Genomic DNA, 14,068 nt, shown 5'->3' on the forward strand with positions numbered 1-14,068 from the left:
TCGCCGGGACACCGTCCGGCGGTACCGGGACGGTCGCGGGGCACCGTGCGACCATGCTCCACGGGTCCGGCCCGCGTGACCGGCCGGCGCCGGTCCGGTACGCGGTGCGGGCGGGGCCCGCCCGCACCCGGCGCCGGGTGCGCGACCGCGCCGGGACACGGGAACGCAGGGGCCACGGGCTCCGAGGGAGGAGGGGGGCATGGTCCAGCGGACCGCCGCCGTGCCCCCGCTCCGGCCTCCCCCGGCCGCCCCGCCGCCCTGGGGCCGCCGGGCGGTCAGGGCGCTCCTCGCGGTGGCGGCCCTCCTGGCCGGCGTGCTGGCCCCCGCCCTCTCCGGTGGGCAGGCGGGCGCCTCGCCGCGCCCCCACCCGCACCCCGTTCCCCACACCGGCGTGCGCGGCGGCCCCCACGTGGTCGGCGCGCCGTGCGCGGTCGGATGCGACCGCACGCCGCTGCTGTACCGGGACGCCACCGGTGAGCGGCACGCCTCCCACCCGGCGGGGGCGGCCGTGCCGCCGCGCGCCCCCCTGCCGCGCCCCGCCGCGGGCACCCGCCCCTCCGCCTTCCTCCCGGACCCGGCCGTCCGGCTCCGGCACACCGCGCTCCAGCAGGGCAGGGCGCCGCCGCTCCGGCCGGGCGGCTGACACCGCCGTCCCTCCCCGCCACCGCGGCCACCGCCGCGACGCCCACAGCGACCAACGCCGCGACCGCACCGCGCGACGTCCGTACGACCGGTGCCCGGCCGCGGCGTGCCCTGCCGGAGGAATCCCTTGAAACGCGCCAACCTGGTGCGGGCGCTCCTCGCCCTCGCCGTCGTCGCCGTCTCCGTGTACCTGACGGTGACCACCTCGCCCAGACTCGGTCTCGACCTGCGCGGCGGCACCCAGATCGTGCTGGAGACCCGCGACTCGCCCACCACGCAGGCCGACCGCGAGGCCACCGACCGCACCCTGGAAGTGCTGCGCCGCCGTGTCGACGCGCTCGGCGTCGCGGAACCCAACATCACCCGTTCCGGTGACAACCGGATCATCGTCGAACTCCCCGGTCTCCAGGACCCGCGCGAGGCCGCCGACGTGCTCGGCCGTACCGCGCAGCTCACCTTCCACCCCGTCCTCGGCATCGCGGGGGCCGAGGAACAGCGGGAACAGCAGGAGCAGGAGCGGGAGGAGGGGGAGAAGCCACAGGACGAGGAACGCGTGCTGCCCGACGGCTCCGGGCAGCGGCTGCGGCTGGGCCCGGCCGAGCTGACCGGGGACGGGGTCGAGGACGCCGAGGCCGCCTTCGACCAACAGACCGGCGGCGGCTGGTACGTCACCGTCGACCTGCGCGGCCGGGGCAAGGACGCCTGGGCCGAGCTGACCGGTCAGGCCGCCTGTTCGCCGGCGGGCGATCCGAAGCGGCGGGTCGCGATCGTCCTGGACGACGAGATCATCTCCTCACCGCAGGTCGATCCCTCGGTCGCCTGCGACGTCGGCATCACCGGCGGGTCCACGCAGATCACCGGCGGCTTCACCCAGGAGGAGGCCGAGGAACTGGCCCTGCTCATCGACGGCGGTGCCCTGCCGGTACCGGTGGAGATCATCGAACAGCGGACCGTCGGCCCCACCCTGGGCGAGGAGGCCATCGAGGCCAGCGCCTGGGCCGCCGTCATCGGCACGGCGCTGACCGCGCTGTTCATCATCGTCGTCTACCGGCTCCTGGGCGCCCTCGCCACCGTGGCCCTGACCTGCTACGGGCTGATCTCCTACGCCGCGCTGATCGCGCTGGGCGCCACCCTCACCCTGCCGGGGCTGGCCGGTTTCGTGCTGGCGATCGGCATGGCCGTGGACGCCAACGTGCTGGTCTTCGAACGGGCCCGGGAGGAGTACGCCGCCCGCCGCGGCAGGAGCGAGCGGAGGTTGCGCATCGCCGTGACCGAGGGCTTCCGCAATGCCTTCAGCGCCATCGCCGACTCCAACGTCACCACGCTGCTCGCCGCCGGTCTGCTGTTCTTCTTCGCCTCCGGACCGGTGCGCGGGTTCGGTGTGACGCTCTCCATCGGTGTGCTGGCCTCGATGATCAGTGCCCTGGTCGTCACCCGGGTGCTGGTGGAGTTCGCCGCCTCCCGGCGCGCGGTCCGCGAACACCCCGGGGTCACCGGGGTCTCCCGCGAGGGCCGGGTGCGGGAGTGGCTCGCCCGGCGGCGGCCGGACCTGATGCGCCACGCACGGCGCTGGCTGGCCGTCTCCGCCGCCGCCGTCGTACTGGCCGGCTCGGGCATCGCGGCGAGGGGCCTGGACTTCGGGGTGGAGTTCACCGGCGGACGACTGATCGAGTACTCCACGGCCCGGCCCGTCGATCCGGAGGAGGCCCGCTCCGCGCTGGCCGACGCCGGCTTCCCCCGCGCCGTCGTCCAGTCCTCCGGCGGCGACGACATCTCGGTCCGCGTCGACGAGCTGTCCAACGCCGAGGCGGCCGAGGTGGCCGAGACCGTCGAGGAACTCGGTGGGGAGACGGAGAAGGTCCGCGACGAGCTGATCGGCCCCAGCCTCGGCGACGAGCTGCGCCGGAACGCGCTGATCGCCCTCGGCATCGCCCTGGCCGCCCAGATGCTCTACCTGGCCGTCCGCTTCCGGTGGACGTTCGGCGCGGCGGCGGTCGTGGCGATGGCCCACGACGTGCTGATCCTCGTCGGCGTCTTCGCCTGGCTGGGCAAGCCGATCGACGGGGTGTTCCTGGCCGCGCTGCTCACCGTGATCGGCTACTCGGTCAACGACTCGGTGGTGGTCTTCGACCGGGTGAGGGAGCTGTGGGGAGCCAACCGGAAGACACCCTTCCCGGCCGTGGCCAACACCGCGATCGTCCAGACCGTGCCGCGCACCGTGAACACCGGCATGGGGGCGCTGTTCATCCTGGTCGCGCTCGCCGTCCTCGGCGGCGACAGCCTGACCGACTTCGCCCTGGCGCTGTTGATCGGCATCACCGTGGGCACCTGGTCCTCGATGTTCACCGCGACGCCCGTCGCCATCGAGCTGGAGGCCCGCAGCAGCGCGCCGCCGCCCCGCCCCGCCGCGTCGAGGTCCCGGGCGGCCGCCGCGTCCCGCTCCGGCCGCGACCGCGGCGGACGGCACGGGGACAGCGGCGCCCAGGTGTGAGCCATGTGAGCGGCCGCCCGCCGTCCGCCGCCCGCCCCCGCACGGGGACGGGCGGCGGACGGCCGCGCGGGGCGGGGATCAGGACCGCTCGGCGGTGCCCCCGTCGCCGCGCTCGTCGAAGTCGACCTTCACGATGTGGCGGTTCATCGACTTCAGCAGCATCCAGACGGCCAGCCCCAGAGCGGCGAAGACGAGGAAGCCGAGGATGCCGGGGGAGACCTTGGTCTCGTCGAACTCCTTGGCGAGGTCGACGAGGCCCGAGGTGTGGGCGTGGGCGATGGAGGTGGTCGGGCTCATGGCGTCAATTGTCGCGGATGCCCGCGAAGAGGTCGTCCTCGGGGACGGAAGTCTCCACCAGGGACTTGGCCAGCTCGTACTCCTCGGTCGGCCAGACCTCCTTCTGGACCTCCATCGGCACCTTGAACCAGCCGCCGTCGGGGTCGATCTGGGTGGCGTGGGCGATCAGCGCCTTGTCCCGGACCTCGAAGAAGTCGGCGCAGGGCACGTACGTCGTCAAGGTGCGGTCGGGCCGCTGGAACTCCTCCCAACGCTTGAGCCACTCGCCGTAGGGCGACTCCAGGCCGCGCTCCAGCATCGCCTCGTGGAGGGCGAGGGTGCGGGGGCGGTTGAAGCCCTGGTTGTAGTAGAGCTTCAGCGGCTGCCAGGGTTCGCCCGCGTCCGGATAGCGCTCGGGGTCCCCCGCGGCGTCGAAGGCCACCATCGTGATCTTGTGGGTCATGATGTGGTCCGGGTGCGGGTAGCCGCCGTTCTCGTCGTAGGTGGTGATCACCTGCGGCCGGAAGGAGCGGATCAGCCGCACCAGGCGCTCGGCGGCCTCGTCCACGTCCTGGAGGGCGAAGCAGCCCTCCGGCAGCGGCGGCAGCGGGTCGCCCTCGGGCAGACCGGAGTCGACGAAGCCCAGCCACTCCTGCCGCACGCCCAGGATCTGGCGGGCCTCCGCCATCTCCTTGGCCCGCACCTCGTGGATGTGCTCCTCGATGTAGGGGTCGCCCTGGAGCCTGGGGTTGAGGATGGAACCGCGCTCTCCGCCCGTGCAGGTCACGACCAGCACGTCCACCCCCTCGGACACGTACTTCGCCATGGTCGCCGCGCCCTTGCTCGACTCGTCGTCGGGGTGCGCGTGCACGGCCATCAGTCTGAGCTGTTCAGTCAAGGCTCGATCCTCGTTGCGTGGTCACGGGAGACGGCTTCTATAGTGACCGAACCGGCAACCGCTTGTATTCCCGACAGGACGTGACCCCCATGACCGATGCGACCGAGGCGCCCTCCCCGCGCGGCGCGCTGCCCCAGGGGCGGTACGGACGCTCCGGGGACGCCCGCACGAACCGACGCCTGACGGTGGTCGGGTCGGTGCTGGGCGTGGCGTTCCTGGCGGTGATCGGCTGGTTCGGGATCTCCTACGTCGGCGGGACGCAGGTCAGCGGCGAGCTGATCAAGTTCGACATCGTCTCGGACCGGGAGGTCGTCGTCCACCTGGAGGTCCGCAAGGACGCGGACGTCACGGGCGTGTGCACCGTGACCACCCGCGCGGAGGACGGCGGGGGGGTCGGCCGCGCCGACTTCACCTTCGCCCAGCGGGAGAGCCGGATCGACGAGGTCGTCACCGTGCGCACCACCCGCCGCGCCACCACCGCCCAGTTGGCCGGCTGTACGGCGGCGGACGGAAACTGACGATCGTCCCCGGGCCCCGGCGGCCTGACCTTCTTCCCTTTTCCGTCGGAATTGTTAGGCTCGTGGTTTCGCCCACCCGTGAAGGCGCACCCTTCGGGTAGGGCGTTGCTTTATATCCGAGAGCACCTACGAGGAGCACCTGTGACCCAGACCAGCGACAACGTCACCTGGCTCACCCAGGAGGCGTACGACCAGCTCAAGGCCGAGCTGGACTACCTGTCGGGTCCTGCCCGCGTCGAGATCGCGAAGAAGATCGAGGCGGCCCGCGAAGAGGGCGACCTCCGTGAGAACGGCGGTTACCACGCGGCCAAGGAGGAGCAGGGCAAGCAGGAGCTGAGGGTACGCCAGCTCACCCAGCTGCTGGAGAACGCCAAGGTGGGCGAGGCTCCGGCGGACGACGGCGTGGTCGAGCCCGGCATGGTGGTCACCGTCGCCTTCGACGGCGACGAGGACGACACGCTCACGTTCCTCCTCGCCTCCCGTGAGTACGCGAGCTCGGACATCGAGACCTACTCCCCGCAGTCCCCCCTGGGCACCGGTGTGAACGGCAAGAAGGTCGGCGACGAGGCGCAGTACGAGCTGCCCAACGGCAAGATGGCGATGGTCCGGATCACGGCCGCCAAGCCGTACCAGGGCTGACACCCCTCCGCACCCCTCCACACCGCCCCACGCCGCCCCTCCACACCGCCCGCGACGCGGTGGACGGCCGGCGGACGACCGGTGGACGACCGGTGGACGACCGGTGGACGACCGGTGGACGACCGGTGGACGACGCGGCCCCCGGCCGCCACGGAATCCCTTCCGCGGCGGCCGGGGGCCGCGGTACCGCCCGTCAGGCCGCCGAGCGGTACTTGCGCACCGCCAGCGTCCGGAAGGCCACGATGATCAGCACGGACCACAGCAGTGAGGCCAGGACCGGGTTCCGCATGGGCCAGGCGTCGGGCACCGGGTAGTTCGCCGGGAGGTTCCCGAAGAGCTCGCGGGTCGCCAGCACGGTCGCGCTGAACGGATTCCACTCGGCCACGTGCTGGAGGAACGACGGCATGTTCTGGGAGGGCACGAAGGCGATCGAGACGAAGGTCAGCGGGAACAGCCAGATCAGACCGCCGGAGGTGGCCGCCTCCGGGGTGCGCACCGACAGGCCGATCAGCGCGCCGATCCAGGTGAAGGCGTACCCCAGCAGGAGCAGCAGCCCGAAGCCCGCCAGTGTCCTGAGGACGCCCTCGTGGGCCCGCCAGCCGACGATCAGCGCCACGACCGCCAGCACCACCAGGGTGAGCGCGGTCTGGACGAGGTCGGCCAGGGTGCGTCCGGTCAGCACCGCGCCGCGCGCCATCGGCAGGGAGCGGAAGCGGTCGATGAGCCCCTTGTGCATGTCCTCGGCGATGCCCGCGCCCGCGCCGGCCGTGGCGAAGGTGACCGTCTGGGCGAAGATGCCCGCCATCAGGAACTCGCGGTAGGACTCCGGGTCCAGCCCGGCGCCGGGGAGACTGATCGAGCCGCCGAAGACGTAGCTGAACAGCACCACGAACATGATCGGCTGGATCAGGCCGAAGACGATCATCTCCGGGATGCGGAGCATCCGCAGCAGGTTGCGCTTGGCGATGACCAGCGAGTCCGTCACGGACTGGCGGACGCCGCCGCCCGAGCGGGGCGCCGCGGCGCGGGGCGGCAGGTCGGTGGTGGTGCTCACGTGGCGGCCTCCTTCCGGCCGTCGGACGGGGCGGCTCCGTCGGGTCCGTCGGCTCCGTCGTTCTCGCCCGGTCCGCCGCCCTCGGCGGCGTGGCCGGTCAGCGAGATGAACACGTCGTCCAGGGTCGGGCGGCGCAGGCCGACGTCGTCGAGCTCCACGCCCCGGGAGTCCAGCTCCCGGATGGTCTCGGCGAGCAGCCTGGCTCCGCCGACGACGGGCACGGTCAGTTTGCGGGTGTGCCCCTCGACGGCGACGGCGCCCCGGCCCAGGGCGCGCAGGACCTCCTCCGCCTCGGCGATCCGGTCGCGCTCGTGCACGACGACCTCGATGCGTTCGCCACCGATCCGGGCCTTGAGGTCGTCCGAGGTGCCGCGGGCGATGACCCGGCCGTGGTCGACCACGGCGATGTCGTGGGCGAGGCGGTCGGCCTCCTCCAGGTACTGGGTGGTCAGCAGGAGCGTGGTGCCGCCGGCGACCAGGTCCTCGATGACCTCCCACAGCGCCTGGCGGTTGCGGGGGTCCAGGCCGGTGGTCGGCTCGTCCATGAACATCACGGGTGGGCTGACGACCAGCGCGGCGGCGAGGTCGAGTCGGCGGCGCATGCCGCCCGAGTACGTCCTGGCCGTCCGGTCGGCCGCCCCGGTGAGGTCGAACCGCTCCAGCAGTTCGTCCGCCCGCCGCTTCGCGTCGCGCGCGGACATCTGGTAGAGGCGGCCGACCATCCGGAGGTTCTCACGACCGGTCAGGTACTCGTCGACGGCCGCGAACTGCCCCGACAGTCCGATGGAACGGCGCACCTCGTGGGGCTGGGCGAGGACGTCGATCCCCGCCACGACCGCCCGACCGCTGTCGGGGCGCAGCAGGGTGGTCAACACGCGCACGGTGGTGGTCTTGCCGGCGCCGTTCGGCCCCAGCAGGCCCAGCACGGTGCCCTCCGGGACGTCGAGGTCGACACCGTCCAGAGCCCTGACGTCACCGAATGTCTTGACCAGTCCCTCGGCGTGGATGGCACCTGGCATGGAGATCCCTCCCATGGGTGGGTGGTCGGGAAAACGGGGGAAGCGAGGGGTCGGAGGATCGGAGCCGGAGGAAACGGAAGAGGTGTACCCGCGCCGGGCGCTCTCGGCGCGGACGAGCCCGCGGACGTACCACGGACGCAGCAGGGGGGCGGGGCTCCGCGGCGACGCGGCATGTCGCGTCGCTCGGTTCGTGGTGCGGGTGGGGCGCGAGTCGCCCGGCGGCTCCGGGCCGCTCCCACCGGGCCGGGCGCCTCAGCCGATCACGGTGTAGCCGTTCCCGACGAGCGACGCCTTGACCTCCGCGCAGTGCTGCGGACCCTTGGTCTCCAGATGCACCTCCACCTCCACCTCCGTGAGCCCGAGCCGGGGATCGGTCCGTACGTGGCTCACGTCCAGAACGTTGGCGTCCGCCACCGACAACTCCCCCAGGAGCGCGGCCAACGCCCCCGGGCGGTCCGTCAACCGCAATCGCAGCGACAGGTAGCGACCGGCGGCCGCCATGCCGTGCCGCAGCGTCCGCTGGAGCACCAGGGGATCGACGTTGCCGCCGGAGAGCACGGCCACCACCGGCCCCTCGAAGGAACCCGGAGCCGACAGCAGCGCCGCCACCGGGCTGGCCCCGGCCGGCTCGACGACGAGCTTGGCCCGCTCCAGACAGAGCAGGAGAGCGCTGGAGAGCGCGTCCTCGGACACCGTACGGACCTCGTCCACCAGTTCGCCGACGATTTTGAACGGCACGTCGCCCGGACGCGCGACCATGATGCCGTCCGCCATCGTCGAGACCGACTCCAACGCCACCGGACGGCCCGCGGCCAGCGAGGGCGGATACGCGGCCGCGCCCTCGGCCTGCACCCCGACCACCCGCACGTCCGGGCGCAGCGACTTCACCGCCAGCGACAGGCCGGCCGCCAGGCCGCCACCGCCGATACCGACGACGACGGTGCGCACCTCGGGGCACTGCTCCAGGATCTCCAGCCCGACCGTGCCCTGGCCGGCGACGATGTCGGGATGGTCGAAGGGGTGGATGAACACCGCGCCCGTCTCGGCCGCGTACTCCTGCGCCGCCCGCAGCGTCTCGTCCACCACCTGCCCGTGCAGCCGCACCCGGGCGCCGTAGTCGCGGGTCGCGGCCATCTTCGGCAACGGCGCGCCCACCGGCATGAAGACGGTCGACCGCACCCCCAGGAGGGAGGCGGCCAGGGCGACACCCTGCGCGTGGTTGCCCGCACTGGCCGCGACCACGCCGCGGGCCCGCTCCTCGGGCGTCATCGCGGCGATCCGCACGTACGCGCCGCGGACCTTGAACGAGCCGGTGCGCTGGAGGTTCTCGCACTTGAGGTGGACCGGCGAGCCGACCAGCTCGCTGAGGTGGCGGCTGCCCTCCAACGCGGTCGTCCGGGCCACCCCGGAGAGCGTCTTCTGGGCGGCTCTTATGTCGTCGAGGGTGAGGGAGGGCACGGTGTCGGGGGCGTTGTGCCCGGCAGTACTGGCGACCATGCCGCCAGTCTGACACCACGGCCTCGGAAGGGCCCCGCACGGACCGCCCGCCCCCTTCCTCCCCGCTTCTCCTCCCCGTCCGCTCCCGCCGTCGGGCCCGGCACGGACCGGGACGACCGGCTCGCGCCGGGCTACCCGCGGTAGGCCCGGCCTATTCGTCCGGCACCGGTACGCGGCGGGCCCCGGACGCGTACTCTGTGGCAAACCCTCAGCCCGTCGTACCCCGTACTTCCGAAGAAGCGAGCAACCGGCCATGCCCACGCACCCGGACATGACGACCGCCCACCCCTACGACGAAACGAGCGACGCAAGCGTGCAGGCCAGCATGCCCCCCACAGCCGGCCGCCCGGACCCCGACCAGGACCGGACGAGCCCCGCGGCAGACCTCCTCGACGCCATGCAGCACCAGGTGGCCCTCTTCGCGCGCCGCGCGGAGCAGACCCGGCTCGGTGGTGTCGGACAGGCCCGCAACTCCATGGACCGCGCCGCGTATCTGCTGCTCAACCGGCTCGACCAGGACGGGCCGACGGGCGTCAAGGCGCTCGCGGCGGGCATGGGGATCGACTCCTCGACCGTGACCCGGCAGGTCGCGCCGCTGGTGGAGTCCGGCCTCGTCAAGCGCACCTCGCACCCCGACGACGGACGCGCCGTCGTCCTGAGGCTCTCCCCGCGCGGCGCCTCGCGCCTGGAGCAGGTGCGCGCCTCGCGACGCGAACTGATGGCGCTGCTGACCAGGGAGTGGAACGAGGAGGAGCGGACGGCCTTCTGCGACCTGCTCACCCGCTTCAACCAGGCGCTCTCCGACTTCCAGGCGTCCGGTTCCTGAGGGGCCCGGGGCCGGTCCCGGGCGCCGGCCCGTCCCCCTCCGCCACCCGCCCCCCCGTCCGCACCGTCGGTGCCCGGCGCCGACGGTCGTCGGACGGGGGCGCCGAGGGGCAGGATGGAGACATGGCCAACCGACTCGCAGCCCAGACCTCCCCCTACCTCCTCCAGCACGCCGACAACCCGGTCGACTGGTGGCCGTGGGGGCCCGAGGCGTTCGAGGAGGCGCGCCGGCGGGACGTCCCGGTGCTGCTCAGCGTCGGGTACTCCAGTTGCCACTGGTGTCACGTGATGGCCGAGGAGTCCTTCGAGGACGAGGCGACCGCCGACTACCTCAACGCCCACTTCGTCTCCGTCAAGGTCGACCGCGAGGAGCGTCCCGACGTCGACGCCGTCTACATGGAGGCCGTCCAGGCCGCCACCGGGCACGGCGGCTGGCCCATGACCGTCTTCCTCACCCCCGACGGCGAGCCCTTCTACTTCGGCACCTACTTCCCGCCCGCCCCGCGCGGCGGGATGCCCGCCTTCCGCCAGGTGCTGGAGGGCGTCCACGCCGCCTGGTCCGACCGGCGCGAGGAGGTCGACCGGGTCGCCGGGCGGATCGTGGACGAGCTGGCGGGCCGGAGCATCGGCTACGGCGACGACACCGCGGCGCGGCCGCCCGGCCCCGAGGAGCTGGGTGCCGCGCTGCTCGGCCTGACCCGTGAGTTCGACCCCCGCCACGGCGGTTTCGGCGCCGCGCCGAAGTTCCCGCCGTCGATGGTGCTGGAGTTCCTGCTGCGCCACCACGCCCGCACCGGTTCCGAGGGCGCGCTGCAGATGGTCGAGGCCACCTGTGAGGCGATGGCCCGCGGCGGCATCCACGACCAGCTCGGCGGCGGCTTCGCCCGCTACTCGGTGGACGAGAAGTGGATCGTGCCCCACTTCGAGAAGATGCTCTACGACAACGCCCTGCTGTGCCGGGTCTACGCGCACCTGTGGCGCGCCGACGGCAGCGAGCGGGCGCGCCGGGTGGCGCTGGACACCGCCGACTTCATGGTCCGCGAACTGCGCACTGCGCAGGGCGGGTTCGCCTCGGCGCTGGACGCCGACAGCGACGACGGCACCGGACGCCACAGGGAGGGCGCCTACTACGTCTGGACGCCCGCGCAACTGCGCGAGGTCCTCGGCGAGGAGGACGCCGCCCTGGCCGCCGAGCACTTCGGGGTGACGCGGGAGGGCACCTTCGAGGAGGGGGCGTCCGTCCTTCGGCTCCCCGACACCGAGGGGCCCGTCGACGCCGAGCGGATCGAGTCCGTGCGCCGGCGCCTGCTGGCCGCCCGGGAGGAGCGTCCGCGCCCCGACCGGGACGACAAGGTCGTCGCCGCCTGGAACGGACTGGCGATCGCCGCGCTCGCCGAGACCGGCGCCTACTTCGACCGTCCCGACCTGGTGGAGGCCGCCACCGCCGCCGCCGACCTGCTGCTCGCCGTCCACCTCGACACGGGCGGACGGCTGGCGCGCACCTCCCGCGACGGGACGGCCGGCTCCGGCGCCGGAGTGCTGGAGGACTACGGCGACGTGGCCGAGGGCTTCCTCGCCCTGTACTCGGTGACCGGCGAGACCTGTTGGCTGGAGCTGGCCGGCACCCTGCTGGACACCGTCCTGGACCGCTTCGCCGCCGCCGACGGCACCCTGTACGACACCGCCGACGACGCCGAGCGGCTCATCCGCCGCCCCCAGGACCCCACCGACAACGCCACGCCCTCCGGCTGGACGGCCGCCGCCGCGGCCCTGTTGTCCTACGCCGCCCTCACCGGCAGCGTCCGCCACCGCGAGGCGGCAGAGCGGGCGTTGGGCGTCGTGCGGGCGCTGGCCCCGCGCGTCCCGCGCTTCACCGGATGGGGGCTGGCCGCCGCCGAGGCCGCTCTCGACGGGCCGCGCGAGATCGCGGTGGTCGGCCCGGCCGAGGACCCGGCCACCGCCGTGCTCCACCGCACCGCCCTGCTGGCCGGGGCGCCGGGAGCGGTGGTGGCCGTCGGGGAGCCGGGGGCGGAGGAGGCCGGGCCGCTGCTGCGGGACCGGCCGCTGCGGGCCGGCCGTCCCGCGGCGTACGTGTGCCGGCACTTCGTCTGCGACGCCCCCACGGCCGACCCGGAGCGGTTGGCGGAGATGGTGGGGACGACGAGGCCGGTGACCGCGGGGGAGTGAGCCCGTGCTCCGGCGGGTTCCCGGACGGGTGCCCGCCGGGGCGGGGGTCGCGGAACCAGAACCTCCGCGAGGGTCGTCCGTCACTCACGTGGGGAACAACACGGAGCGGCCCGAGGAGGACACCCGTACAGTGACCGGTATGCAGGTGACCCAGTCGACGAAACTCGCCAATGTCTGCTACGAGATCCGGGGACCGGTTCTCGAGGAGGCCATGCGGCTTGAGGCGGCGGGTCACCGCATCCTCAAGCTCAACACCGGCAACCCGGCGCCCTTCGGCTTCGAGTGCCCGCCCGAGATCCTCGAGGACATGCTCCGCAACGTCGGGTCGGCACACGGCTACGGCGACGCCAAGGGCCTGCCGGTGGCCCGGCGCGCGGTGATGCAGCACTACCAGACCAAGGGCATCGACCTGGACGTCGAGGACGTCTACATCGGCAACGGCGTCTCCGAGCTGATCCAGATGGCGATGCAGGCGCTGCTCGACGACGGCGACGAGGTGCTGGTGCCCGCGCCGGACTACCCGCTGTGGACGGCCGCGGTCTCCCTCTCGGGGGGCACGGCCGTGCACTACCGCTGCGACGAGCAGGCCGACTGGATGCCCGACCTCGCCGACATCGAGCGCAAGGTCACCGACCGCACCAGGGCGATCGTCGTCATCAACCCCAACAACCCGACCGGCGCCGTCTACGACGACGAGGTGCTGCGGGGGCTGACCGACATCGCCCGCCGGCACGACCTGATCGTCTACTCCGACGAGATCTACGACAAGATCCTCTACGACGACGCCGTCCACACCCCCACCGCCGCCATCGCCCCGGACCTGCTGACCATCACCTTCAACGGCCTGTCCAAGGCCTACCGGGTGGCCGGGTACCGGTGCGGCTGGATGGCCGTCTGCGGCCCCAAGGCGCACGCCGCCGGCTACATCGAGGGCCTGACGATCCTGGCGAACATGCGGCTGTGCGCCAACATGCCGGCCCAGCACGCGGTGGCCGCCGCGCTGGGCGGACGGCAGTCGATCAACGACCTGGTGCTGCCGGGCGGGCGGCTCGTGGAGCAGCGCGACGCCGCCTACGAGCTGCTGACCTCCATTCCCGGCGTGACGTGCGTGAAGCCGAAGGGGGCGCTGTACCTCTTCCCCCGGTTGGACCCGCAGGTCCACAAGATCAAGGACGACCGGCAGATGGTCCTCGACCTGTTGCGGGCCGAGAAGATCATGGTCGTGCACGGCACGGGCTTCAACTGGCCCGAACCGGACCACTTCCGCATCGTCACGCTGCCCACCGTGCAGGACCTCACCGACGCGGTGCAGCGGATCGGGAAGTTCCTGGACGGATACGGGCAGTACTGAGCCGGGCTCCGGGACGCCGCGCCGGGCGCTCGGCGCGGCGTCCCCCTCGCCCCCTCGCCCCCCTCGTCCGCCGCGCGGTGGTGTGACCGAGGCGAGGAGGAGCTGTGGCGATGGCAACTTTAGACAGTGTCCAAGTTAAGATGGACTCCTGAATCCGTCAGGAGGCCATCCCATGTACGAACCGATTCGCAGGCCGTCGGTCCACACCATGGCCGACCCGGCCAGGACCGAGGGCGCCGTTCCGCGTCGCTCCCGCGAAGAGGAGCTGGCCATCCGGCTCGCCGGACACCTGACCGCACTGCTGACCGTGACCGACGAACTCCGCGTCCTCACCCCGGCCGCAGAGCTGGACGACGCCGCCGCGCGGCTCGACGCCCAGGTCACCGGTCTGTGCGGAGGCCGGGCCCCGCTGCGGGCCACACCGTCGGCCGGTGCCGGGGACGCCTCCCGCATCGCGGCCCTGCACCAGCGGGCCCACACCCTCGCCGGCCAGGCCCTGGTCGTGGCCACCGCCCGTTCGGACGAGGAGGCCGCCGAGCTGGCCGCCGAGCGGATGGAGGCCCACGCCCGGGCGCTCGGTCTGGCCGAGGTCGGCTGAGCCCGGACCGGCCGTGAGCGGAGGAACCGGGGCCGGGGCCGCCGCCCACCCGGAACCGACGGGGACCGAGGGG

At 73.1% G+C, this 14,068-nt stretch carries 13 protein-coding genes; 8 read left to right on the plus strand and 5 right to left on the minus strand.

The genetic code is table 11. From position 1 onward, the window contains the following. The first annotated feature begins 199 nt into the window (after positions 1–199). Together F0L17_RS16920 and secD are read left to right on the plus strand one after the other, a co-directional pair. A complete protein-coding gene (locus tag F0L17_RS16920; RefSeq protein ID WP_155071733.1) occupies positions 200–643 on the plus strand; it encodes a hypothetical protein in 444 nt (147 codons plus the stop codon). Between the two features lie 126 nt (positions 644–769). Next, the gene (gene secD, locus F0L17_RS16925) at positions 770–3,133 is read left to right on the plus strand and encodes a protein translocase subunit SecD (protein WP_155071734.1); all 2,364 of its coding nucleotides are present in this window, start codon (positions 770–772) and stop codon (positions 3,131–3,133) included. Positions 3,134–3,211: 78 nt separating this feature from the next. On the opposite strand, the gene F0L17_RS16930 is transcribed toward secD, so the two are convergent. Together F0L17_RS16930 and mca are read right to left on the minus strand one after the other, a co-directional pair. Continuing rightward, the gene (locus tag F0L17_RS16930; RefSeq protein WP_155071735.1) at positions 3,212–3,430 is read right to left on the minus strand and encodes a hypothetical protein; all 219 of its coding nucleotides are present in this window, start codon (positions 3,428–3,430) and stop codon (positions 3,212–3,214) included. Positions 3,431–3,434: 4 nt separating this feature from the next. Then, positions 3,435–4,307: a mycothiol conjugate amidase Mca gene (gene mca / locus F0L17_RS16935; RefSeq protein ID WP_155071736.1), complete on the minus strand. Its 873-nt coding sequence runs from the start codon at positions 4,305–4,307 to the stop codon at positions 3,435–3,437. An 89-nt stretch (positions 4,308–4,396) separates the two neighbouring features. Between mca and F0L17_RS16940 the strand changes: the two genes are divergently transcribed. Beyond that, entirely contained in the window at positions 4,397–4,825 is a 429-nt protein-coding gene (locus F0L17_RS16940) for a DUF4307 domain-containing protein (protein ID WP_155071737.1), read from the plus strand. A gap of 141 nt (positions 4,826–4,966) precedes the next feature. After that, on the plus strand, positions 4,967–5,464 hold the full coding sequence (gene greA / locus F0L17_RS16945) for a transcription elongation factor GreA (protein ID WP_162466304.1): 498 nt from the start codon (positions 4,967–4,969) through the stop codon (positions 5,462–5,464). 193 nt (positions 5,465–5,657) lie between these two features. Here greA and F0L17_RS16950 read toward each other — a convergent pair whose 3' ends face one another. From F0L17_RS16950 to ilvA, 3 genes are all read right to left on the minus strand, one after another. Further along, positions 5,658–6,518, minus strand: a complete 861-nt coding sequence (locus F0L17_RS16950; RefSeq protein ID WP_338018117.1) for an ABC transporter permease — start codon at positions 6,516–6,518, stop codon at positions 5,658–5,660. Next, positions 6,515–7,537: an ATP-binding cassette domain-containing protein gene (locus F0L17_RS16955; protein ID WP_155071739.1), complete on the minus strand. Its 1,023-nt coding sequence runs from the start codon at positions 7,535–7,537 to the stop codon at positions 6,515–6,517. The genes F0L17_RS16950 and F0L17_RS16955 overlap by 4 nt, the downstream gene beginning before the upstream one ends. Before the next feature lie 252 nt (positions 7,538–7,789). Then, positions 7,790–9,034, minus strand: a complete 1,245-nt coding sequence (gene ilvA / locus F0L17_RS16960; RefSeq protein ID WP_155071740.1) for a threonine ammonia-lyase — start codon at positions 9,032–9,034, stop codon at positions 7,790–7,792. Between the two features lie 325 nt (positions 9,035–9,359). Here ilvA and F0L17_RS16965 point away from each other — a divergent pair, with 325 nt between their 5' ends. The 4 genes from F0L17_RS16965 to F0L17_RS16980 all read left to right on the plus strand — a co-directional run bounded on the left by F0L17_RS16965 (position 9,360) and on the right by F0L17_RS16980 (position 13,995). Further along, complete coding sequence (locus F0L17_RS16965; protein ID WP_155073754.1) at positions 9,360–9,860, plus strand: MarR family winged helix-turn-helix transcriptional regulator; 501 nt, start codon at positions 9,360–9,362, stop codon at positions 9,858–9,860. 122 nt (positions 9,861–9,982) lie between these two features. Next, on the plus strand, positions 9,983–12,046 hold the full coding sequence (locus tag F0L17_RS16970; RefSeq protein WP_155071741.1) for a thioredoxin domain-containing protein: 2,064 nt from the start codon (positions 9,983–9,985) through the stop codon (positions 12,044–12,046). A 139-nt stretch (positions 12,047–12,185) separates the two neighbouring features. Beyond that, positions 12,186–13,397 (plus strand): pyridoxal phosphate-dependent aminotransferase, encoded by a 1,212-nt coding sequence (locus F0L17_RS16975; protein ID WP_155071742.1) that lies wholly within the window; start codon positions 12,186–12,188, stop codon positions 13,395–13,397. Positions 13,398–13,569: 172 nt separating this feature from the next. Further along, a complete protein-coding gene (locus F0L17_RS16980) occupies positions 13,570–13,995 on the plus strand; it encodes an SCO4983 family protein (RefSeq protein ID WP_155071743.1) in 426 nt (141 codons plus the stop codon). The last annotated feature ends 73 nt before the right edge of the window (positions 13,996–14,068 follow it).

Origin of the sequence: Streptomyces taklimakanensis, from assembly GCF_009709575.1 — a bacterium.
GTDB lineage: Bacteria > Actinomycetota > Actinomycetes > Streptomycetales > Streptomycetaceae > Streptomyces > Streptomyces taklimakanensis.

Coding starts and splice junctions, on each gene's coding strand:
- F0L17_RS16930 (WP_155071735.1), bottom strand. CDS start 3,430: ATGAGCCCGACCACCTCCATCGCCCACGCCCACACCTCGGGCCTCGTC.
- F0L17_RS16980 (WP_155071743.1), top strand. CDS start 13,570: ATGTACGAACCGATTCGCAGGCCGTCGGTCCACACCATGGCCGACCCG.
- F0L17_RS16965 (WP_155073754.1), top strand. CDS start 9,360: ATGCCCCCCACAGCCGGCCGCCCGGACCCCGACCAGGACCGGACGAGC.
- ilvA (WP_155071740.1), bottom strand. CDS start 9,034: ATGGTCGCCAGTACTGCCGGGCACAACGCCCCCGACACCGTGCCCTCC.
- F0L17_RS16975 (WP_155071742.1), top strand. CDS start 12,186: ATGCAGGTGACCCAGTCGACGAAACTCGCCAATGTCTGCTACGAGATC.
- F0L17_RS16955 (WP_155071739.1), bottom strand. CDS start 7,537: ATGCCAGGTGCCATCCACGCCGAGGGACTGGTCAAGACATTCGGTGAC.
- F0L17_RS16920 (WP_155071733.1), top strand. CDS start 200: ATGGTCCAGCGGACCGCCGCCGTGCCCCCGCTCCGGCCTCCCCCGGCC.
- F0L17_RS16940 (WP_155071737.1), top strand. CDS start 4,397: ATGACCGATGCGACCGAGGCGCCCTCCCCGCGCGGCGCGCTGCCCCAG.
- F0L17_RS16970 (WP_155071741.1), top strand. CDS start 9,983: ATGGCCAACCGACTCGCAGCCCAGACCTCCCCCTACCTCCTCCAGCAC.